The following is a 21,333-nucleotide window of genomic DNA, read 5'->3' as shown; positions in this document are numbered from 1 at the left end:
AACGTGCCAAGGGGCCACAAGGGGTCGGGCAGGACGCGAAGTTCGTACGAATAGGTAGCGCTCCGGAAATTCTGAGCTACTGAGCGGTGACTGTCTGTCAGCATCATTTTCCGACCAACTTTGCCTATTTGTGCGTCTCGGGACTTTTGTCGCTGGCCCATCCGCGTGGTCGCGATGGCGGCTGCCCGATGGACGTCCGAATCCACGTGTGAAGGAGCCCCACGGTGCGATTCAGCCGTGCAGTGACGTCCCATCCTCGCCAGCTCACCACGAGATGGCTCACCGTCGTCACCGCGACGACGCTGGCGATCGTGTCGACCCTGGCCAGCCCGGGCTCCGCTCGTCCGAACGCCCCCACCGGAACGACCGCCGTCGCCCCCTCGATCGTCGGCTACCCGCCGGTCGCCGCGCCCCAGGAACCCGCTCCGGATCCGCTGCCGAAGAAGGGCGGCTCCGTGAAGCTCGACAAGACCACCCACGCCAACCCGAAGGGTGGCGCCTCGCTGCTGGCGACGCCGGCCACCGCGAAGGTCGCGTTGCGAGCGCTGGTGGTCGCCACCTCCGCCGACGACTTCGGCGTGCCGACGTGGACCTCGACGCTGGATCAGATCGGCGCGGCCTACGACGTGCTCTACACGGCGACCACGCCGCTGGCCGGCACGACGCTGGTACGCCCGGACGGCGTCGGCAAGTACAACGCCATCCTGCTCACCAGCACGATGCTGCTGTACGCCGACGGCGCCGGATACACCGCCGGGCTGTCCCCCGACGAGTGGAACCTGCTGTGGGCGTACGAGCGGGACTACGGCGTACGCCAGGCCGCGCTCTACGGCAGCTACGGCAGCTGGCCCGAGGACTACTGCCTGCGTTCGCGTACCGAGGGCAGCGTCGGGGACACCGCCCTGACGGCGACCCTGACGGCCGACGGCGCGGCCGCGCTGGACTATCTCAACCCGGCGGCACGCATCCCGATCCTGCAGTCGTACGTGTACCGCACCCAGCTGGCCGCCGGCTGCGCCGCCCAGCCGCTGCTGCAGATCGGATCGGACATCGTCGGCGTACGCAGCACCTCCACCGACGGGCGTGAACGCGTGACGCTCACCTTCACCTCGAACCAGTACCTGTTGCAGGCCCGCCTGCTGACCTACGGCCTGTTCCGGTGGGCCAGCAAGGATCTGTTCCTCGGCGACCAGCGCCACTACCTCAACATCGACGTGGACGACTGGTTCAACACCTCCGACGAGATGTTGCCGACCGGCCAGCTCAACAGCGACCCGGGATACCAGATGTCCGGGCACGACGCGTACAACGCGTATGTCCGGCAGACCGGGCTCCGCAGCTCGTACCCGCTGGCCTCACAGCTCACCTTCGGCATGGCGATCAACGGCGGCGACGCCGACCTGTCGGCCGCTTCCCGGTGCTACCCGAGCGGGGGCGTCGCCCGGCTGACCGCCACCACCCGTTGCCTGCGCGACGACTTCCGGTGGATCAACCACTCGCTGACGCATCCGAAGATGAACTTCACCGACTACGCGACCAACGTGACCGAGATCAGCCAGAACCTCACCGTCGCGCAGCGCCTGGGGCTTCCGGTCGACCGCACCGTGCTGAAGACGCCGGAGTACTCGGGTCTGGGCGTCTACAACCCCGACGCGACCAACGACATCGACCCGCCGACCGACTTCGGCCTGAACGCCTCCAACCCCGACCTGCTGAGCGCCGCCACCGATCTCGGCGTGAAGTACCTGCACGGCAACATGTCGTTCCCGAGCCACCAGCCGCCCTGCTTCAACTGCGTGACGGCGCATCCGATGGCCCCGAACCTGAGCATCGTGCCGGACTGGCCGACGAACATCGCCTACTTCTCCACCACGCCGGCCGAGGAGACGTACTTCTACAACTCGTTCTACGGGCCGAACGGCAAGTTCCCGTACTGGTCGACGAACCTGACCTACAACCAGATCATCGGCTACGAGACCGACCAGGCACTCCTGCGGCTGGCCTCCGGAACGTCCTACACGACCACGTTCCACATCGGCAACCTGCGCGACTACGGCAGCGGACGCACGCTGCTCACCGACTGGGCCGACCAGCTGCTGGCCAAGTACAGCTCCTACTACTCGGTCCCGGTGCTCAGTCCCGGCTGGCCCGCCCTGGCCGCGTATTCGCAGGCTCGCACGGCCCACTTCGCCCAGCTCGCCGCCGGCGTGGACCCCGTCTACGACGCCGCGACCGCCACCGTCACGGTGACCTCGCCCGTCGCCGGCAGCCTCACCCTGTGCGGCGCGCAGACCGCCGATGCCACCACCTACGGCAATGACGTGTCGGCGCAGCTCACGCTCGCGGCGAACACGCCACTCACGGTGTCGATGCGGCCCCGGCTATGAAAATCGCACTCGTCTCGGAAGGGACCTACCCGTTCGCCGTCGGCGGCGTCAGCACCTGGTGCGACCAGTTGATACGCGGGTTTCCCGAGTACCGGTGGGACATGGTGGCCCTCACCGTGGACGGCACCGAACAGCCGTTGTGGCCCGCCCCGGACAACCTCGACTCGCTGCAGCGCATACCCGTCTGGGGTGCGAGCCGACCGGGCCGGGAGCTGGCCGCCGCTCAGGCCGACCGGTTCGCCGCGGCGTACGACACGCTGCTCGCCGCGATCCTGACGCCACCGGAGATCCGCTCCAGCGCCACCGCGGTCATGCAGAGCCGATTCCTGCTGGGTCTGCGGGCGGTCTACGACTTCGCGGCCGCCGGTGGCGACCCGTACGCCGCCCTCACGACGAACCGGTCCATCCGCCAGCTCGTCGACACCGCCCGGAAGCTGCGCGACTGGGATCTGCCGCTGGCCGAAGCGGCGTACGCCGCCGACGTCTTCGGTCACCTGCTGCGCCCGCTCACGGTGCCACCGCCACGTTGTGACCTCGTCCATGCCTCCATGAACGGGCTGAGCATGCTGGTGGCGATGGCCGCCAAGTGGCGCGACGGCACCCCGGTCGTGCTGAGCGAACACGGGATCTACCTCCGCGAGCGCTACCTGGAGTATGTGGACTCCGACGCCCCGCCGGCGGTCCGGACGCTGCTCCTGGGCTTCTTCAGGTCGCTGGCCGCGGCCGGGTACCTCATCGCGGACGTGCTCGCCCCGCACTCCGACTACAACCGGCGGTGGCAGCAGCAGTTCGGCGCCGACCCGGACCGGATCTGGACCATGTACAACGGCGTCGAGCTGGCGCAGTTCCCGGTCGCCGACGGCGAGCCCGCCGAGCCGACGGTCGTCTACCTCGGCCGGATCAACCCGCTCAAAGACGTGCACACCCTCATCCGGGCCTTCGCCCGCGTGGTTCCCCGGGTTCGGGGTGCCCGGCTGCGCATCTTCGGCGCCGCCGGTCCCGGTGACGAGGCGTACGCGGCCAGTTGCCGCCAGCTCGCCGACGACCTCGGGCTTTCGCGGGTCGTCACGTTCGAAGGATCGGTGGAGTCACCGGTGACGGCGTACCACGCGGGCACCGTCGTCACCTTGACCAGTATCTCCGAGGGTTTCCCGGTGGCCGTCGTCGAGGCGATGGCCTGCGGCCGGGCGATGGTCTGCACCAACGTCGGGGGCGTGTCGGAGGCGGTCGCCGACGCCGGCTTCGTCGTGGCCCCGCGCGACCCACTGGCCGTCGCCGACGCGCTCACGAAGATCCTCACCGATCACGAGCTCCGGCATCGGATGGCAAGGACGGCGCGGGCGCGGGTCACGCAATGGTTCACGCTGGCCGACTCGCTGCGCGCCTACCGGCAGGTGTACGAGGCCCTGGCGGCGCAGCCCCAAGCGGCCGTGGCGCCCCAGAGTCAGGCGCTGCCGGTCCCCACGGTCCAGCGCGCGGCCCGGCTGCGGGTCATCGGCCGGGCAGCGGTGGCCGGCGCAGGCGGGGTCGCATGAGTTCCGGGGCGCTGATGCCGCGGGCGCGTAGAGCCGCCGATGACGCCACGGCCGACGTCAGCTCGCTGCTCGCCCGGATCGGTAGCGCGGATCCGGTGGACTTCCTGGTGGAACGCATTCGCCCGGTCGTCCGGCGTGCTGTCGACCCGCTCCAGGTCGCGGCCTGGCTGGAGGCCGACGGGATGAGCGACCGCGCGGCGCGGGTGGAGTACGGCTACGCCGACGTGTTCGCCCTCGCTCAGGAGGTCTATCGTCGCGCCGACCCGGCGAGCGTCGAGCAGCCGTCTCCCCCGGCTCCGGTCCAGCACGCCCGCGATCTCGGTCACGGAGCGTTGTATCTCCTGCCGACGGTGATCTTCCCGGTGGTCCTGGCGTCACTGGGCGCGACCGCGCTTCTGCGAGGCGTCCTGCTGGTCGCCTGGCTGAGCTGGGCCTGGAGCGGGACTGCCGCGTGGCTCGGATATCACCTGGTCGGCACCGGCCGGCCCGAGTCGGCCGGGCGGGTCCTGCGATGGTCGACGCTGGCGGCGCTGCTGGCGGGCGGCATACTCGGATCGCTGACCATCGGGGAAGGCGGCCCCGCCGTCGTGCTCGCGGTGGGCCTGACGGCGTACCAGATGAGCGTGACGACGCTCGTGTTCTACCGGCACGAGCGGTGGATCTTTGCCGCGATGGCACCGGCTGCGCTGGGCGGCGTCCTGTGCCTGACCGTCCTTCCCGGACTGGTCCAGCCCATGGTGGTCGTTGCGATGGCGGCGGTCGCGCTCTTGCTCGGTCTCGCGTTGCACGCCACGACGCGTACGCCGGCCCAGCCGGAACCGCCACTGTGGCCGATGATGCGGCTGAACCTCCGCCGGCTGGTCCTCGTCTCGGGGTTCACCGCGCTGACCGCGGCCTACTTCCTCTATCCCCAGTTCTACCTGCTGTCCGGCGACGTCGTCATCGCGCTCGGCGCCCTGCCGGTGATCGCCGGCATGGGCATCGTGGAATGGCAGGCGCATCGCTTCGGCGACCGGGCGCACGCCTTGCTGTTCGAGGTGGCCCGGCCGGACCAGTTCGCGATCAAGGCCCGTCGGCTGATGTTCGTCGGGCTCGGCACCTGCCTGTCCGGCGTCGGCCTGCTCGCCGCCGTGCTGCTGGCGGCGCTCGCCGTCGCCGACCGGCTCAGTCCCCCGGTCCTCGTCTTGGCGGGGGCGTCGGTCCTGCTGGCCGGCGCGTACTTCCTGGCCTTCCTCCTGGCGAATCTGGGCCATCAGGCGTGGCTGTGCGGCAGCCTGCTCGGCTGCTTGGCCGCGTTCGCCGCCGCGATCGGCGCGGTCGGTGACTCCGCGTCGCACGCCGCCGAGGTGTTCGCCGTCACCACCGCACTTCTGCTGACGCTCACCCTGGCCCCCGCGTGCCGCCAGATCGGTCAGGTCTGGGGGCACCGGAGATGACGTCTGACCATCCGCACACGACGAAGGAGGTTCCGCCATGCATGCCGTAATCCTGGCGGGAGGCAAAGGAGCCCGGCTCAAGCCCTACACGACCGCTCTGCCGAAGCCTCTGGTACCCATCGGCGACAACCATTCGATCCTCGACATCATCTTGTGCCAGCTGTCCGCGGGCGGCTTCACCTCGGCCACGTTGGCGATCAACCACCTGGGCCGGCTCATCCGGGCGTTCGCCGGGGACGGCTCTCGCTGGGGCATGCAGATCGACTACGCCGAAGAGAGCAGCCCGTTGTCCACGGTCGGGCCGTTGTTCGGGCTGAAAGATCGGCTGCCCGAGACGTTCCTCGTGATGAACGGCGACGTGCTGACCAACCTGAACTTCGCCGATCTCCTCACCACCCACCGGCGCAGCGGAGTTCCGCTGACCGTCGCCACGTCACCGCGCACGACCCGGATCGAGTTCGGCGTGCTGACCCTGGAGAACCGCAGAGTCGTCGGCTTCACCGAAAAGCCGTCCTTCACCTACCGGGTCAGCATGGGCGTCTACGGGATGTCCCGCGACACCCTGCAGCCGTATCCGGTCGGCCGGGCGCTCGGCTTCGACCAGCTCATCCTGGACCTCATCGCGCGACGGCAGCCGCCGGTCAGCTACGACTTCGGCGGCTTCTGGCTCGACATCGGCCGGCCGGACGACTATGACGAGGCCAACCGGGACTTCGCCACGTTGCAGGAACTCCTGCTGCCCGAACCGGACCGGGTGCTGGTGGAGGCGAGATGAACCGGATTCTGTTGCTGGGCGCCTCGGGCTTTCTCGGTGGCCACGTGCACCGGGCGCTCCTGGACCAGCCCCGGCTCAAGGTCAGCTGTCCCGGCCGGGACCGGTGCGACTTGGTCACGGCCCCGGTCGAGGAGATCACGAGGTTGCTGACCGACGAGCGGCCGACGGCCGTCGTCAACTGCACCGGGCTGCTCGACGGCGACCTCACCGAGTTGGTGCAGGCCAACACCCTCGTCACGGCGAAGCTCCTCGACGCGATCGCCGCGACGTCCGCGCCGATCCGCCTGGTACGCCTCGGATCGGCCGGTGAGTACGGGCCGGTTCCGTTCCGGCATCCCGTCGCCGAGACGGATCCGTCCCGGCCGGTCGGCGCCTACGGGCTCAGTCACCTCACCGCGACGCGCCTGGTCAGCATGGCCGCCGCCGAGGGACGGGTCGACGGCGTGACGCTTCGGGTGTTCAACCCGATCGGCACGGGATCCGGGGAAGCCGGTCTGCTCGGGCGGGCCACGACGCAGTTGCGCCGCGCGACGGCACGGGGATGGGCGTCGGTGACGTTCGGTCCGTTGTCGGCGTACCGCGACTTCGTGGACGCTCGCGACGTGGGGAGGGCGGTCGCCGCCGCGCTCCTCGCGCCGCGACTGCCGATCCGGGTCCTCAACATCGGCAGCGGCAAGGCGGTCCAGACCCGCGTCGCCGTGCAGACGGTGGCTCGCCTGGCCGGGTTCACCGGCGAGGTGAAGGAGACCGGGGCGAGTTCGGCCCGATCGGCCGAGGTGAGCTGGATGTGCGCCGACATCACCCGGGCCAGATCGATTCTGGGCTGGCGACCGGCGTACGACCTCGACGATTCGATCAAGGCGCTGTGGGCGGGGTCGGCCGACGCATGAAAGGCGTGCGTCCCACTGTGATCGCGCTGGCGTTGGCCGCCGGCGGTTGCACCGTGCCCGATTCCGCACCGGCCGTCTCCGATGACGGCTGGATCTACCAGTTGCAGGGTTACCCGGGCGGCCGGCTCGACGAGATCGTGGCCCGCCGGCCGCCGTACGCGGTGATCGACCTGGCTCGCGACAGCGCGGCCGACTACTTCCACGCTGACGAGATCACCTCACTGCGTACCGCCGGAACGACCGTCTTGGCGTACTTCGAGATCGGCGGCATCGAGAATTTCCGGGCCGACTTCCCCGCGGTCCGGGATCGGGGGTTGCTGCTCAACGAGTGGCCGGACTGGCCCGGCGAACGCTTCGGCCGGTACTGGGATCCGGCGTGGTGGGATCTGGTCGTCCGGCCCCGGCTGGATCGGGCGCTGGCGGCCGGGTTCGACGGGGCCTATCTGGACACGCCGCTCGCGTACGAGGAGATCGACCTCGCCCGCGTGCCGGGCTGGGATCGAGATCGTCTCGCCCGTGCGATGAGCGACCTGGTCGTGCGGATCAGCCGGTACGCGAAAGCCGTCCGCCCCGGCTTCCGCATCGTCCCGCAGAACTCGCCGGAGCTGCGTCACCAGGCCGGCTACACCGACGCGATCGACGGCGTCGGCATCGAGGAACTCTTCTACCGGGCCACCGACGAGCCGTGCGAGCAGCGCTACTGCGCCGAGAACCTCGCCGACGTCGAGGCACTGCGCGACGACGGCAAATTCGTGCTCGCCGTCGACTACGCGGTGAACCCGGACCATGTGCGGACGCTGTGCGCCCGCTACCGCAAGGAACGGTTCGCCGGCTACGTCGGCGTCCGGGAGCTGGACCGCATCGGGGTCAGCTGCTGATCACTATGGAGGATCTGGAAAGTGCCGAAGAACATCGGGATCATCGGGCTGGGCTATGTCGGGCTCACCCTCACTGCCGCGCTCGCCCGGGCCGGGCACCGCGTCCACGCCGTGGACGTGCAGCCGGACGTCGTCGACGGGTTGGCGCAGGGCCGGGCGCACATCTTCGAGCCCGGCGTGGACGAGGTGCTCCGCCGGTACGCGGGCGAGCGCATCCTCGTGGGCCGGCAGCTGCCCGGCGAAGGGCTCGACGCGGCGGTCATCTGCGTCTCGACCCCGGTCGACCCGGTCACGCATGAGCCGGACCTACGGAACATCGCCGCCGCGGCCGCCGACGTCACCAAGTGGTGTGCCCCCGGCACGCTGGTCGTGGTGCGCAGCACGGTGCCGATCGGGACCTGCCGGGAAGTCGTGCTGCCGATCCTGACCGCCGCCTGGGACGAACCGCTGCTGGCGATGGCGCCGGAGCGCACGATCCAGGGTCAGGCGTTGCGGGAGCTGGTCGAGCTGCCGCAGATCGTCGGCGGCCTCGACGACGCCAGCGTCGCCGCGGGCGTCGAGGTCTTCAGCCAGCTGGCCAGACTCGTCGTGCCGGTGTCCAGTTTGGAGGCGGCTGAGATGGTCAAGCTGGCCAACAACTGCCACACCGACCTGATCTACGCCTTCGGCAACGAAATGGCGCTGATCGCCGAACAGCACGGGATCGATCCGCTCGAGATGATCCGCGCCGCCAACCTCGGTTACCCGAGACCGGACCTGTCGCGGCCCGGCTACGTCGGCGGCGGCTGCCTGTCCAAGGACCCCTACCTGATGCTCGCCAGTTCGCCCGGCGAGGACACGTTTCTCATCGAGCGGGCGCGTGAACTCAATGAACATCTTCCCCTGCACGTGGCACGACAGATGGTGGGCCTGCTCGCGGAGCGGCACGGCTCGACGGCCGGGCGGCGACTGGCGGTGCTGGGCTGGGCGTACAAGGGCAGTCCGCCGACCGACGACATGCGCGGAACGCCGATCGCGGCGATGCTCCCCGTGTTCCAGGCGGCCGGGCTGACAGTACTCGGGCACGACCCGATGGTGACTCCAGACGTGATCCGCGCCTACGGCGGCGAGCCGATCAGCCTGGAGAAGGCGTTCAGCGACAGCGACGGCGTCCTGGTCGTCACCGATCACCCCGACTATCGCGGGCTGCGGGTCGAAGACCTGATCACGTACGGGCAGCCGGCCGTGGTCTACGACTCGTGGCGAATCCTGAACGAGAAGGCGCTGACCGCGGCGGGCATCCGATACGCCGGGCTCGGTTACCGGACGGGAGCATTGGCATGAGGACGCTTCTCCTGGGCGGCGCGGGATTCATCGGACTCCACCTGGCTCGCCGCCTGGCCGCCGACGGGCACCAGGTCTGCATCGTCGACGACTTCTCCCGCGCTCGGCACGACCACGACCTCACCGCCGTCTGCGAGCATCCGGCTGTCACCGTGATCTCGGCCGACCTCACCTCGCCCGACGCGTGGGCCGGCCTCGAGCACGGCTGGGATCAGGTCTACCTGCTCGCGGCGGTGGTGGGCGTACGCAACGTGGAGCGCGATCCGGCGCGGGTCATCCGGGTGAACACCTTGACCGTGATGCATCTGCTGGACTGGATCCGCCCCGTCGAGGACGGCCGGGTCTTCTTCGCCTCGACCAGCGAGGTGTACGCCGGCGGCGTCGAAGCGGGCGTCGTGGGCATCCCGACGAGCGAGAACGTCCCGTTGATGATCTCCGACATCGCCGCGCCGCGGTTCGCGTACGCGACGAGCAAACTGCTCGGCGAGGCGGCGCTGCTCCACGGCGCCACCGCGAAGTTGTTCGACCTGGTCATCGGACGGTTCCACAATGTGTACGGCCCGCGGATGGGCAGCGACCACGTCATTCCCGAGATGTTGATGCGCGCCATGAACGGCGAGGAGCCGTTCGCCGTTCCGGGCGCCGACCAGTATCGGGCGTTCTGCTACATCGACGACGCGGTCGAGGCCGTGCTGCAGTTGATGCAGAGCCCGAAGGCGAGCCGCCGGATCGTGCACATCGGCACCGACACCGAGACCACCAAGATCGTCGACCTGGCGACCCTCGTGCTGGAGGCGACCGGGCACGTCGCCACGGTCCACGCCGAACCCGCGCCGTCGGGCTCCGTGAGCCGCCGTTGGCCCGACCTGTCCCTGCTGCGGCGGCTGACCGGCTACGAACCGAAGGTCAGCCTCGCCGAGGGCGTCATCCGCACCCGAGACTGGTATCGAGCCTCGATGCGGCTCACCAACCGGCGCAAGTCGATCGCGTTCTACTACGGCAACGGGCACCTCGACCGGCTCGCCGAATACCGCACGGTGGTGCTGCAGCCGGACTTCTACAGCGCACGCGATCTCATCCACTTGCGGCAGCGCGGCGTACGCACCCTGGCGTACTTGTCGCTGTCGGAGGACCAGGGGCCGCCCGCGCCTTGGCAGCGCGACGACCGTAATCCGGACTGGGGCGGTCACTTCGTCCACGTCGACCATCCGGGCTGGGTCGAGAACATCTTGAACCAGGCGGACACGGCGCTGGCGATGGGCTTCGACGGCCTGTTCCTCGACACGCTGAACGTCGAGCTGACCTATCCGCAGGACGTCCCGCACCTGCTCGCGTTGATCAGCGACCTGCGCAGGACCGTCGGATCGGCCTACATCCTGGCCAACCGCGGCTTCGGCATGCTGCCGGACCTCGCCGAACTGGTGAACGGAGTGCTTTTCGAATCCTTCTCGGTGCGGTGGATCGGCGACGGGTACGCCCCGTGGCCGCAGGACGTGCTGGAGCATCACGCCCAGATCGCCGAAGGCCTCGCCGAGCTGGACCTGGACCTGTACGCGCTGGATTACGCGGACAGTGACGGACTGGCCGCCTTCGCCACCCGGCGCGCCGAACAATTCGGGATGGAGGTGTTCATCAGCGACCGAGCGCTCTCTCGGCTATGAGCCGAGTCGAAGTCCCTAGGAAGGGTGCCGGCGGGCTTTCCGGCCGGCCGGCACCCGCGTCGCGGTCTACTGTGTCGCCGCGTCGCGTCGAGTGCGGGCTTCGACGAAGACGGCGATCCCGTCCAGGATGCGGGCCAACCCGAAGACGAGATCGCTCGCCGGATCATCGGGCTGGTCCATCGCGCCGCCGTCGATCGCCTGCCGCAGCATGGGAAATCGATCGGCCTGCACCAGGTGCCGCATCAGTGCGCTGAACTGGGCGAAGGACGCTTCCACCGGCTGGCCGCCAGCTCTTGCCGCGTCGATCATCTGGCCGCGGATCAAGGAGTCGTAGCGGATGTAGCCGTTGATCATCATCAGGAGCGACAGCTTCTCCTTCTCCGTGAGGTCCGTGTCGGCCAGCGCACGGAGTCCGGTCTCCATCCACGCGAGTTGCCGCGGGGTGGCCGGTGGCGCGGCCACCGGCACGTGCGGCAGCCAGGCGTGTTCGCGATACAGGTCGACCATGGCGTACGCCCAGCGCTCGACCGCCGCTCGCCAGGTTTCGCCGGGCGCTTTCGGCGCCGGTGGCTCGCCCGCCGCCGCCTCCATCATCAGCAGCACCAGTTCGTCTTTGTTGGCGACGTGCCGGTAGAGGGCCATCGCCGAGGTCGACAGCTCGGTGGCGAGCCGGGGCATGGACACCGCTGGGTAGCCCTCGGTCCGGGCGATGTCGAGGGCGGCCGCGACGATCCGATCGGCGCTCAGTGTCGGCTTCGGCCCCTTGGTGGGCTTTTCCCGCAGGCCCCAGGCCGCTTGTAACGCACTGGGCACCGGGCTGCTGGTCTCGGTCATCGTTGCTGCCTTCTTCTCCGGGCTTGAAACTCATCCTAGTACTGCGTAATACTTAAGCAGTATCGCGTAACCCTTACGCAGTAAATTCGTCGCGCCTGGAGGAAGCCTTGCAAGACACAAGTGCGCCGCCGCGAGCCGGACGGCGGGAGTGGATCGGGCTCGCTGTGCTGATCCTGCCGCTGCTGCTGGTCTCGATGGACGTCTCGGTCCTCTACTTCACGGTGCCCTTCATCAGCCGCGACCTCGCGCCGACCAGCACCGAACAACTCTGGATCTTCGACATCTACGGGTTCGTGCTGGCCGGATTCCTGATCACGATGGGGGCGCTCGGCGACCGCATCGGCCGGCGACGCCTGCTGATGATCGGCGCACTCGGCTTCGGCGCGGCGTCCGCACTCGCGGCGTACGCCGGCAGCGCGTCCATGCTGATCGGCGCGCGAGCGGTCCTCGGCATCGCGGGCGCGACGCTGATGCCGTCGACGCTGGCACTGGTCCGGAACATGTTCCACGACGACAAGCAGCGTTCCAGCGCGATCGCCGTCTGGACCGCCGTGATGACCTTCGGCATCGCGCTCGGCCCGATCATCAGCGGCCTGCTGCTCGAACACTTCTGGTGGGGCTCGGTCTTCCTCATCAACATTCCGGCGATGGTCCTGCTGCTGATCCTGGCGCCGATCCTGTTGCCGGAGTACCGCACCTCCGGGAGCGGCCGGTTCGACCTCGGCAGCGCCCTGCTCTCGATCGCGGCCGTCGTGCCGGTCATCTGGGGCATCAAGGAGATCGCCGCACACGGCGTCGACGCGACCAGGGTGGTCGCCATCGCGGTGGGGCTGGCCGTCGCGGCGGTGTTCCTGTGGCGTCAGCAGCGCCGGTCGGACCCGATGCTGGACCTGGCCGTCCTGCGCCGCCCGGCGTTCGCCGGTTCGGTGGCGGTGAGCCTGCTCGCGACGTTCGCGATGATCGGCTTCGCCGTCTTGTCGACCCAGTACCTGCAGTTGGTGCTCGGCATGAGCCCGCTGAAGGGCGCACTGTGGAGCCTCGTGCCGTCCGCCGGGGTGGGCGTGGCCGCCCCGATCGCGTCCACCCTGGCCCGGCGCGGGGTGGACCGAGCGAAGATCATCGCCGCTGGCTTCGTCGTCGCCGCCGCTGGATTCGCCGTCCTCAGCGCGGTGCCCGTCGAGTCCGGACTATGGGTGTGGCTGATCGGATCGGCACTGTACGCGGCGGGCATCGTCGTGGTGCTGTCCATCGCCACCGAGCTGGCCGTCGGCACGGTCCCGCCCGACCGAGCCGGGGCGTCGTCGGCGCTCATGGAGACCGCGACCGAGTTCGGTGGCGCGCTGGGCATCGCGATCCTCGGCAGCGTCGCCACCGCGGTGTACCGCGCCCACCTCGGCGACCACATCCCCCGAACCGCCCGGGAAACCCTCGGCGGCGCCGTCGCCACTGCGGCGCAGCTGCCCCCGGACGCGGCTTCGGAGCTGCTGCGCTCGGCCCGGGCGGCCTTCGTCGCCAGCATGCACACAGCGGTGTGGACCAGCGCGGCCATCATGCTCGTGGCCGCCGTCGTAGCGCTCACGTCGTTGCGTAGAGCGGCGACTCCGACTCCGACCGTAGAATCCGAACCCCTCGTCAAGGTCTGAACAACGCCGGGTGGGCCGGGTCGCCTGCCCCACCCACCCGGCTGTTTCCTGGCAGACTTGGCCGCCATGATCGACGACTTCGCGAAGGCGTACCTCCACGGTCAGCTGCGCGCCGTTCGTGAGGTGCTGGTCTGGAAGCTCGACGGGCTCTCGGAGTACGACGTCCGCCGCCCGTTGACGGTGACCGGGACCAACCTCCTCGGGCTGGTCAAGCACCGGGCGTACTCGGATGCCAGGTACTTCGGTGAAGTCTTCGGCCGGCCGTTCGCCGGGCCGGTGCCGCGCTGGAACGAGGCGGGCGCCTGGGAGAACGAGCATTGGGCCGCGGCCGACGAGACGCGCGCGGACATTCTGGCGCTGCATCGAGCCGTCTGCGAGCACGTCGACGCGACCATCGACGCGTTGCCCATCAACGCGCCAGGTCACGTGCCGTGGTGGCCGAGTCCCGAGGTGAAACTGTTCAACGTCATGGTGCACAGCCTCAACGACACCACCCGGCATGCCGGCCACGCCGACATCCTGCGCGAGCAGCTGGACGGCCGCACCGGGACGACGGCCGAGTACGAGCAGCCGATCGACGCCGCCGCTCGCAAGGCGTACTGGGCGAAGGTCGACCAGGCAGCCGCCGAGGCCGGCGTGCGCACGACGCGGAGCTAGCCGGCCTCGCCACCGATAACGGGCGGGGTCGTCAGCCGAACTTGGTCCACTGCCCCTCGGAGATCACCTCGACGGAACCGTCCACGACCTGGACGGCCGTCTGCTCGTCGATCGCGTACGCCGGATTGCCGAGGCCGGCGGCCCATCGCTCCGCGTCGGCCGGCGTGTTCGTCGGGAACAGATTCAGGTGCGGGAAGATCGAGAAGTCGACGACACCGAGCGTGCGATCGTCCGGCGCACCAGGCCACTCGACGAAGTAGTCGCCGATCCGCGGCGTCATCACCATGCTTCCGGCGCTGACGCCGACCCAGACCAGGTCGGGCAGCGACGGCAGCAGCTCGGCCAGCCCGGACTCCCGCATCCAGTGACACAGGTAGGTCGCGTCGCCGCCGTCGACCAGGAGCACGTCGGCCTCCTGGACCCACGGGATCCAGCGCTCCGTGCCGATGGTGGGCAGTGCGGTGAGTTCGAGGACTCCCAGCGACCCCCAGCCCAGGCCGGAGAAGTGCCGGAAGTTCGGTTCGGCGGCCACCAGGCCGCGTACCGACGTGGGACCGCACATCGGGTGACCCCATTGCGCTGTCGGGACCACGAGGGCGCGGCACTCGGCGACCGGTTTGCCGAGCAGCCGCACGAGCGCCGCGTGAATGCTGGGGTTCGTGACGCCGCCGGATGTGAGCAAGAGCTTCAAGACGCCCTCCGCTGGATGATCACGGACAGTACCGGGACATCGTAGGCCGGAATGTCAGCTTTGCCGATGGACCGTCAGGTATCGCTGGTGCCTCCGGCCCACTTGCCGTTGGCTACCCAAAGGCAGCCGTGGTGTCAGGGGTCCCGGCCTTGGCTCCAAGCCGCGTACTCGTACGCCTGCGAGAATTCGGCCGCGATCTTCGGGTCGGTCGCCTTCAAGGTCGCCGCTTCCAGGATGCGCGCGGGTACGCCGCCGGCGATCCATTCGCGTACCCGGCGTGACCAGTGCTCGTCCGTATCGGTCGACTGCGCGTGGTCTCGCATGACATCGGCCAGGTGCCGCACCCTCGGCTCGTCGGCCTGGTCGTCCCACAGCGTCAGATATCGCCAAGGGTCGCCGCCCCGGTCGGCCAGCACCTCCAATACGTGCGGCGCCGACGCCGGCGCCGGATAGCTCGCCAGAGTCGCGGACCACCAGGCGTCCAGGAACTCGTCGATCGCCGCCCATTCCGCCGGCGGCCATTCGGCGCCGTAGATCGCGGCTTTGCGGATGACTCCCTCGGTGTTCCAGATCTGCCCGGCAGCCAAGTGCTCGAGTATGCGAGGAAGGAAGTGGCGGAAATCGGCGTCGCCACCCCACGTCGTCATCACCTTCCACGCGTACGGCTGCAGCTGCTCGATGGTCAACTGTCGCAGCGGCACCGTCCGGAGAATCGCGTTCGCCTCGACGCTGACGCAATGGTCGCAGTAGTCGATGACCGCGGGCAGCCGGTGATGTGCGAAAGCGGCGTACACGCCCTCGACTGCCTGCTTGAGCGCTGCGGCGGCGGACTGCGGCTCGGTCACGACGCAGACCATACCCGCGGACCGGCTTCGGCCGGTCGCGAGTGACCTGGCCATATGCGGCAGACTGGCGGCATGGTGCCCGACGTCGACCTGCCCGTGCGCGCCGCGCTGCCAGAGTTGCTGACCACATTGCGTGGGTCCGGCACCGCGGTGCTCGTCGCACCGCCGGGCTCCGGCAAAACCACGCTGGTCCCGCTCGCGCTCGCCGACCAGGTCAAGGGCCGCGTGATCGTCGCCGAGCCCCGGCGGATCGCCGCGCGCGCGGCCGCGTCGCGCATGGCTCAGCTGACTGGTACGCGTGCCGGCGGGCTCATCGGCTACACGGTTCGTGGCGACAGCCGCACCAGCGGCGACACCAGAGTGGAGGTCGTCACCACTGGTGTCCTGGTTCAGCGGCTACATCGTGATCCGGAACTGGCGGGCGTCGCGGCGATCGTTCTCGACGAGTGCCATGAGCGTCACCTCGACACCGATCTCGCGCTCGCGTTCACGCTCGACTGCCGAACCCATCTGCGGCCGGATTTGCTGCTGCTGGCGACGTCGGCGACCGCGGAAGCAGAGCGGCTCGCCGCGGTGATGGGTCCGCAGACCGCCATCGTCAGCGCCGCCGGGATCACTCACCCCGTGGACGTCGTCTGGGCTCCGCCCACCGGTCCGGTCGACGCACCGTACGGGCTGCGGGTCGATCCGCGGCTGCTCGATCACGTCGCCGCTGTCGTCCGGCGCGCCCTGGTGGAGAGCCCCGGCGATATTCTCGCCTTCCTGCCTGGGGCGGCGGAGATCAGCGGAGTCGCCAACCGGCTCGGTCGCCTGCGTGAGGTCGACGTGGTGAGCCTGCACGGTCGGCAGGACGCTTCGGTGCAGGACGAGGCCCTGCGTCCCGGCCTTCGACGGCGGGTGGTGCTCGCCACCGCGGTCGCGGAGTCCAGCCTGACCGTGCCGGGGGTCCGGATCGTCGTCGACGCTGGGCTGGCCCGCGTTCCGCGTACCGACCATGGCCGTGGTCTGGGTGCGCTGGTGACCGTGCGGGCGTCGCGGGCCGCCGCCACCCAGCGGGCCGGCCGGGCGGGCCGGGAAGCGCCGGGGCGGGTGTATCGGTGCTGGTCCGAGCATGATCACGCGCGGCTGCCCGCGCAGGCCGACCCGGAGATCGCGGGCGCCGACCTCACCGGGTTCGTCCTGCACCTGGCCTGCTGGGGCCAGACCGACGCCGCTGGACTCGCCTTGCTCGATCCGCTTCCGGCCGCCGCCGCCCAGGTGGCGCGCGAAACCCTGACCGCGATCGGCGCGCTCGACGAGGCCGGCCGGGTCACCGCGCGGGGCCGGGATCTGGCCGACGTCGGCGCACACCCACGGCTCGCTCGCGCGCTGCTCGACGGGGCGGAGCACGTCGGCAGCACGGTCGCGGCGGAGGTGGTGGCGCTGCTCTCGGCCGACGTGCGGACCAGCACCGACGATCTGCCGGCGGCCTTGCGGCGGCTCCGCGGCAAGGCCGAACCTTCCGCGACCGCCGCGTGGCGCACCGAAGCGCGCCAGCTCGCCGCCGGCATCACTTCCCATCCGCCGGCGGGCACCATGTCGGCTGATCTCGCGGCCGCGCTGCTCATCGGGCTCGCGTTCCCAGAGCGAATCGGCCGAGTACGCACCGCGGGCGGCCGCGTCTACCTGATGACCGGCGGGACCGCCGCCGAGCTCGCTCCGGACACGGCGCTGGGCGGCGTGGAATGGCTGGCCATCGCCGACGCGGATCGCCAGCCCGGCAACGCCGCCGCACGCATCCGCCTCGCCGCGCCCATCGACGTCGAAACGGCGAAACTGGCCGCCGACACCCTTTACGCCGATCGCGGCGAAGTGACCTGGACCAGCGGAGACGTGCTCGCCCGGCATCGCACGCGGCTCGGTGCGATCGTCCTCACCGACCGCCCGCTCACCAAACCCGATCCGCAGGAGGTGGCGGCGGCACTCAGTGAAGGGCTACGTCGCAACGGGCTGAAACTGCTGCGTTGGACGCCTGAAGCGACGGGCGTACGCGAACGCCTCGCCTTCCTGCACCACACGCTCGGCGAACCATGGCCGGCGGTGGACGACGCCGCGCTCCTGGCCGACCTGGGCTGGCTGGGCCCGGCGCTGGTCACCGCCCGTCACCGGGCCGATTTGGCCCGCATCGACGTGTCGGCTGCGTTGCGCCGGCTGCTGCCGTGGGCGCAGGCGGCCCAGTTCGACGAGTACGCCCCCGACCGCATCGAGGTCCCGAGCGGTTCACGGATCCGGGTGGATTACACCGACCCGACCGCACCGTTCCTGGCTGTGAAGGTTCAGGAGATGTTCGGTTCGGCGGAGGCGCCCACGCTCGCCGGCGGACGCGTTCCGCTGGTACTGCATCTGCTTTCGCCGGCCGGCCGGCCGGCGGCGGTCACCGCGGATCTCGCGTCCTTCTGGCACAACGGCTACGTGTCCGTCCGCTCCGAGCTGCGCGGTCGCTATCCGAACCACCCCTGGCCGGACAATCCCCTCAAAGCGAAGCCGTCGGGGCGTACCAAGCCCCGCAAGTGAGGCATCCGAAATCCTCTTGCGGCAATGGCCGTAATTCGGCACCGCCGGAGGCCAGGTCAACTCACAGGCGGTTTGGCGGGGACCGAAACCAGACTCCGAGCTGGGTACCACGTTGTCCCCAGCCGCCCTGTACAGTCCTCGTGCGTTGGTCATGGCAACAGGGAGAGCTCAGTGAGTAGCAGCGGCGCGGCCGTCGGGACCGGGATCACGGAACCGAGCGAAGTCCACACCAAGAACCGCGTCGAGATCCTCGCCCTCACCGGACTGCGCGCGGTCGCCGCGATCGGCGTGGTCGTCTCGCACACGCATGTGCCGAAATCTCTCCCGGAACCGCTCAGCAAGATCGCAGCCTGGGGTTACGTCGGCGTACCGCTGTTCTTCATGCTGTCGGGGTTCGTGCTCGCCTACAACTACGCCGATCTCAGCTTCGCGCAGCCGCGGCGCGCGGTGCGGTTCTACATCGCCCGCATCGCCCGGGTGATGCCGTTGTACTGGGTGATGCTGGCGTACTGCGTCGCGGTCTACGCGATGAAGAACCACCATCAGTATCCGAAGACGTTCGTCATCGACCTGTTCGCCCTGCAGACGTGGGGTCCAGACCTGCATGTCGCCCAGTCGCACTACAACGGGCCGGGCTGGTCGATCAGCGCCGAGGTGTTCTTCTACGCGATGTTCCCGTTCCTGGCCCCGCTGGTGGCCTGGCTCGCCCGCCGGTTCGGATTGAAGGGGCTGGCGATCCTGTGCCTGTCCCTGTTCGGCGTATTGGTGATCTTGTGGGCGGTGTTCCTCGCCAACGGCTGGTCCAGCGTGTCGGCCGAGGAGGCGCTGTCCGGGCACCGCTGGCTGTACCGCAACCCATTGCCTCACCTGGTGGACTTCATAGTCGGCATGGCGCTGGCCCATGCCTTCGCGCTCGGGGCCAAATTCCGGCCGGCCTGGGCGTCGATCACGCAGGCCGCCGTGGTCGTGTTCGCGCTCGGCATCGCCGCCCTACGCCCCTCACCCAGTGCCGCATGGGCCTCCGCGTCCTGGGGGGTGCTGTGGATCATCCCGTTCGGGCTGCTCATATTGTCTCTCGCCTCGGGCCGAGGCTTCTTCGCCCGGTTCCTCGCGACCCGGCCCCTCGTCACGCTGGGCACCGCCAGCTACGCGTTGTACATCACGCATCGCTGGCTCGTGTATCAGGTCGGCGGCAACGACATCGTCAAGGGCTCCGGTCTGGATCCCTACTTCGCCTTCTTCGTGACCCTCGCGGTGCTGCTCGTCGTGGCCGAGGGCGCGCACCGATACGTCGAGGTCCCGTGCCGCCGCTGGATCATGCGGCTGGCTGACCGGTTGTTGCCGCTGCGCCCGAAGGCGACGCCGGCCGTCAGCGCTCCGCGGCCGGCCGAGCCCAAGGTGCCCGAACCCGCCTGACCAGCGTCCGCCACCGGCGGTGTGCGCCGCCTCGGCGTCCACGCACACCGCCGCTGAGAGCCTGATCCGGGCGGTCAGGCGTGCGCGGGTTGCATCGCCTCCGCGAGCAGGGCGACCGAGCGCAGCCGGGCCTCGCCGGTGGCGTGGTGGGCGACGATCAGCTCGTCGACGCCCGCCTTCTGCACGAACGCCTCCAGGTATTCGCGCACCTCGGCCGGCGTGCCCAATGCGGAGTACTGCAGCATCTGGTCGACGTGCGCGCCCGCGCCCTGGGCCAGCAGCTGGTCGGCCTGCTCGTCGGTGAAGGTCTGCCCGCGCCCGAACAGGCCCGTGGCGAATGCTCGGCGGGTGGCCTGGAACTGCTCGTGGGCGGCGGCGGTGGTGTCTGCCGCGACGACGTTGACGCCGGCGATCACGTAAGGCCGGTCGAGCTGCTCGGACGGGCGGAATTCCCGCCGGTACGCGGCAATGGCCGCCTCCAGGGCCTGTGGCGCGAAGTGCGACGCGAACGCGTACGGCAAGCCGAGCGCGGCCGCGAGGGTGGCACCGAACAGCGACGAGCCGAGAATGTACAGCGGGATCTCCGAGCCCTTGCCCGGCACCGCGTCCACCCCGGGGATACGCGACCGCCCGGCGAGGTACGCCTGCAGTTCCAGCACGTCCTGCGGGAACGCCTCAGCCGACTGCGCGTCGCGGCGAAGGGCTCGCATGGTGTTCTGATCCGAGCCGGGAGCCCGGCCCAGGCCCAGGTCGATACGCCCCGGGTACATCGCGTCGAGGGTGCCGAACTGCTCGGCGACGGTCAGCGGCGTGTGGTTGGGCAGCATGACCCCGCCCGCGCCGAGCCGAATCGTCCGGGTGAACGTGCCGATGTGCGCGATCAAGACGGCCGGCGATGAGGAGGCGATCGTCGGCATGTTGTGGTGCTCGGCGTACCAGACGCGCAGGTAGCCGTGCTCCTCGGCGGTGCGGGCGAGGTCGACGCTGGCCGCGATGCTGTCGCGCGCGGTTTCGCCGGGGCCGATGCGGGCCAGGTCGAGGAGGGAGAGCGGAGTGGGCATGCGGCGATCCTTCTGACTCGATCGGGCACCGGGTCGGGTCCCGCCGGCCGGATCCGCGGGACCCGGTCGACGCGAAGCGGAGCAACTGCTCCGCCTGTCCTCACGGTAACACTAGCGGAGCAGGCGCTCCGGTAGGGTGTGTGTATGACCGCACCGGCCATCCGCAGCGACGCCGCCCGCAATCGGGGCCGGCTGCTCGACGCCGCGGCCGGACTGATCGCCGAACGCGGCAGCGACGTCGACGTACGCGAGATCTCCCGCCGGGCGGAAGTCGGCATGGGCACCCTCTACCGCCACTTCCCCACCAAGGAAGCGCTCCTCGACGCCGCCCTCGAGCACGTGTTCACCTCCTGGGCCGAGCAGGCGACCGCCGCGCGAACCGGCGACGCCTGGCACGATCTGAGCTCCTTCCTCGGCGATGCGCTGACCCGGCAGACGGCTTCGCCGGGTCTGCTCGACGCGTACTGCCAGGCACTGCCCGGCCAACCCGGCAACACGGCCCGTCAGCACTGCCGGCAGCAGGTGGGACCGCTGATCGCGGAACTGGTCCGCGCCGCACACGAGGCCGGCGAGCTGCGCCCCGACGTCACCGCCGAAGACGTCTCGCTGCTGCTCGTGGCGCTGGGCCGGATCGCCCCGGTGGTCCCCGAATCCACGTGGCGCCGAGTGCTCCAGGTGGCCCTCGACGGCCTGCGCGCGACCGCGGCCACACCCATGCCCGCCGAGTGACGGCCGACCGGCCCCCGCC

At 69.9% G+C, this 21,333-nt stretch carries 17 protein-coding genes; 13 read left to right on the top strand and 4 right to left on the bottom strand.

From position 1 onward, the window contains the following. The first annotated feature begins 224 nt into the window (after nt 1–224). Genes AB0H43_RS27805 through AB0H43_RS27770 form a run of 8 tightly spaced genes read left to right on the top strand, consistent with a single transcriptional unit; the run spans nt 225 to nt 10,885 of the window. On the top strand, nt 225–2,387 hold the full coding sequence (locus tag AB0H43_RS27805; protein WP_360003998.1) for a hypothetical protein: 2,163 nt from the start codon (nt 225–227) through the stop codon (nt 2,385–2,387). Further along, entirely contained in the window at nt 2,384–3,922 is a 1,539-nt protein-coding gene (gene pelF / locus AB0H43_RS27800; RefSeq protein WP_360003996.1) for a GT4 family glycosyltransferase PelF, read from the top strand. The genes AB0H43_RS27805 and pelF overlap by 4 nt, the downstream gene beginning before the upstream one ends. After that, nucleotides 3,919–5,358 (top strand): hypothetical protein, encoded by a 1,440-nt coding sequence (locus tag AB0H43_RS27795; protein WP_360003995.1) that lies wholly within the window; start codon nt 3,919–3,921, stop codon nt 5,356–5,358. Before pelF ends, AB0H43_RS27795 begins: the two co-directional genes overlap by 4 nt. Before the next feature lie 37 nt (nt 5,359–5,395). Beyond that, the gene (locus tag AB0H43_RS27790; protein WP_360003993.1) at nt 5,396–6,133 is read left to right on the top strand and encodes a sugar phosphate nucleotidyltransferase; all 738 of its coding nucleotides are present in this window, start codon (nt 5,396–5,398) and stop codon (nt 6,131–6,133) included. Beyond that, on the top strand, nt 6,130–7,023 hold the full coding sequence (locus AB0H43_RS27785) for an NAD(P)-dependent oxidoreductase (protein ID WP_360003991.1): 894 nt from the start codon (nt 6,130–6,132) through the stop codon (nt 7,021–7,023). Before AB0H43_RS27790 ends, AB0H43_RS27785 begins: the two co-directional genes overlap by 4 nt. 5 nt (nt 7,024–7,028) lie before the next feature. Beyond that, nucleotides 7,029–7,901, top strand: coding sequence for an endo alpha-1,4 polygalactosaminidase (locus AB0H43_RS27780; protein ID WP_360003989.1), 873 nt, complete (start codon nt 7,029–7,031; stop codon nt 7,899–7,901). A gap of 21 nt (nt 7,902–7,922) precedes the next feature. Next, the gene (locus AB0H43_RS27775; RefSeq protein ID WP_360003987.1) at nt 7,923–9,224 is read left to right on the top strand and encodes a nucleotide sugar dehydrogenase; all 1,302 of its coding nucleotides are present in this window, start codon (nt 7,923–7,925) and stop codon (nt 9,222–9,224) included. After that, nucleotides 9,221–10,885, top strand: a complete 1,665-nt coding sequence (locus AB0H43_RS27770) for an NAD-dependent epimerase/dehydratase family protein (protein WP_360003985.1) — start codon at nt 9,221–9,223, stop codon at nt 10,883–10,885. The genes AB0H43_RS27775 and AB0H43_RS27770 overlap by 4 nt, the downstream gene beginning before the upstream one ends. A gap of 66 nt (nt 10,886–10,951) precedes the next feature. On the opposite strand, the gene AB0H43_RS27765 is transcribed toward AB0H43_RS27770, so the two are convergent. Next, entirely contained in the window at nt 10,952–11,719 is a 768-nt protein-coding gene (locus tag AB0H43_RS27765) for a TetR/AcrR family transcriptional regulator (protein WP_360003983.1), read from the bottom strand. Between the two features lie 107 nt (nt 11,720–11,826). On the opposite strand from AB0H43_RS27765, the gene AB0H43_RS27760 reads away from it, so the two are divergent. Further along, nucleotides 11,827–13,362, top strand: a complete 1,536-nt coding sequence (locus AB0H43_RS27760; protein WP_360003981.1) for an MFS transporter — start codon at nt 11,827–11,829, stop codon at nt 13,360–13,362. 66 nt (nt 13,363–13,428) lie between these two features. Next, nucleotides 13,429–14,019 (top strand): DinB family protein, encoded by a 591-nt coding sequence (locus AB0H43_RS27755; RefSeq protein WP_360003979.1) that lies wholly within the window; start codon nt 13,429–13,431, stop codon nt 14,017–14,019. A 31-nt stretch (nt 14,020–14,050) separates the two neighbouring features. Here the strand turns inward: AB0H43_RS27755 and AB0H43_RS27750 are convergent, their stop codons facing one another. Together AB0H43_RS27750 and AB0H43_RS27745 are read right to left on the bottom strand one after the other, a co-directional pair. Continuing rightward, entirely contained in the window at nt 14,051–14,710 is a 660-nt protein-coding gene (locus tag AB0H43_RS27750; protein WP_360003977.1) for a Type 1 glutamine amidotransferase-like domain-containing protein, read from the bottom strand. A 134-nt stretch (nt 14,711–14,844) separates the two neighbouring features. Further along, entirely contained in the window at nt 14,845–15,555 is a 711-nt protein-coding gene (locus AB0H43_RS27745; protein WP_360003975.1) for a hypothetical protein, read from the bottom strand. A 72-nt stretch (nt 15,556–15,627) separates the two neighbouring features. Between AB0H43_RS27745 and hrpB the strand changes: the two genes are divergently transcribed. Together hrpB and AB0H43_RS27735 are read left to right on the top strand one after the other, a co-directional pair. Beyond that, nucleotides 15,628–18,108 (top strand): ATP-dependent helicase HrpB, encoded by a 2,481-nt coding sequence (hrpB, locus tag AB0H43_RS27740; RefSeq protein ID WP_360003973.1) that lies wholly within the window; start codon nt 15,628–15,630, stop codon nt 18,106–18,108. Nucleotides 18,109–18,279: 171 nt separating this feature from the next. After that, the gene (locus AB0H43_RS27735) at nt 18,280–19,524 is read left to right on the top strand and encodes an acyltransferase (protein ID WP_360003971.1); all 1,245 of its coding nucleotides are present in this window, start codon (nt 18,280–18,282) and stop codon (nt 19,522–19,524) included. Nucleotides 19,525–19,598: 74 nt separating this feature from the next. Here AB0H43_RS27735 and AB0H43_RS27730 read toward each other — a convergent pair whose 3' ends face one another. Next, a complete protein-coding gene (locus AB0H43_RS27730) occupies nt 19,599–20,585 on the bottom strand; it encodes an LLM class flavin-dependent oxidoreductase (RefSeq protein ID WP_360003970.1) in 987 nt (328 codons plus the stop codon). Nucleotides 20,586–20,729: 144 nt separating this feature from the next. On the opposite strand from AB0H43_RS27730, the gene AB0H43_RS27725 reads away from it, so the two are divergent. Then, nucleotides 20,730–21,314: a helix-turn-helix domain-containing protein gene (locus AB0H43_RS27725; protein ID WP_360003968.1), complete on the top strand. Its 585-nt coding sequence runs from the start codon at nt 20,730–20,732 to the stop codon at nt 21,312–21,314. Nucleotides 21,315–21,333 lie beyond the last annotated feature (19 nt).

Origin of the sequence: Hamadaea sp. NPDC050747 (genome assembly GCF_040654195.1) — a bacterium.
GTDB lineage: Bacteria > Actinomycetota > Actinomycetes > Mycobacteriales > Micromonosporaceae > Hamadaea.
This window is presented reverse-complemented; position numbering and strand designations above follow the sequence as displayed.

What these genes read in the sequence shown, in the direction of transcription:
- pelF (WP_360003996.1), top strand. Translation starts at nt 2,384, where the DNA reads ATGAAAATCGCACTCGTCTCGGAAGGGACCTACCCGTTCGCCGTCGGC.
- AB0H43_RS27795 (WP_360003995.1), top strand. Translation starts at nt 3,919, where the DNA reads ATGAGTTCCGGGGCGCTGATGCCGCGGGCGCGTAGAGCCGCCGATGAC.
- AB0H43_RS27790 (WP_360003993.1), top strand. Translation starts at nt 5,396, where the DNA reads ATGCATGCCGTAATCCTGGCGGGAGGCAAAGGAGCCCGGCTCAAGCCC.
- AB0H43_RS27785 (WP_360003991.1), top strand. Translation starts at nt 6,130, where the DNA reads ATGAACCGGATTCTGTTGCTGGGCGCCTCGGGCTTTCTCGGTGGCCAC.
- AB0H43_RS27770 (WP_360003985.1), top strand. Translation starts at nt 9,221, where the DNA reads ATGAGGACGCTTCTCCTGGGCGGCGCGGGATTCATCGGACTCCACCTG.
- AB0H43_RS27765 (WP_360003983.1), bottom strand. Translation starts at nt 11,719, where the DNA reads ATGACCGAGACCAGCAGCCCGGTGCCCAGTGCGTTACAAGCGGCCTGG.
- AB0H43_RS27755 (WP_360003979.1), top strand. Translation starts at nt 13,429, where the DNA reads ATGATCGACGACTTCGCGAAGGCGTACCTCCACGGTCAGCTGCGCGCC.
- hrpB (WP_360003973.1), top strand. Translation starts at nt 15,628, where the DNA reads ATGGTGCCCGACGTCGACCTGCCCGTGCGCGCCGCGCTGCCAGAGTTG.
- AB0H43_RS27730 (WP_360003970.1), bottom strand. Translation starts at nt 20,585, where the DNA reads ATGCCCACTCCGCTCTCCCTCCTCGACCTGGCCCGCATCGGCCCCGGC.
- AB0H43_RS27725 (WP_360003968.1), top strand. Translation starts at nt 20,730, where the DNA reads ATGACCGCACCGGCCATCCGCAGCGACGCCGCCCGCAATCGGGGCCGG.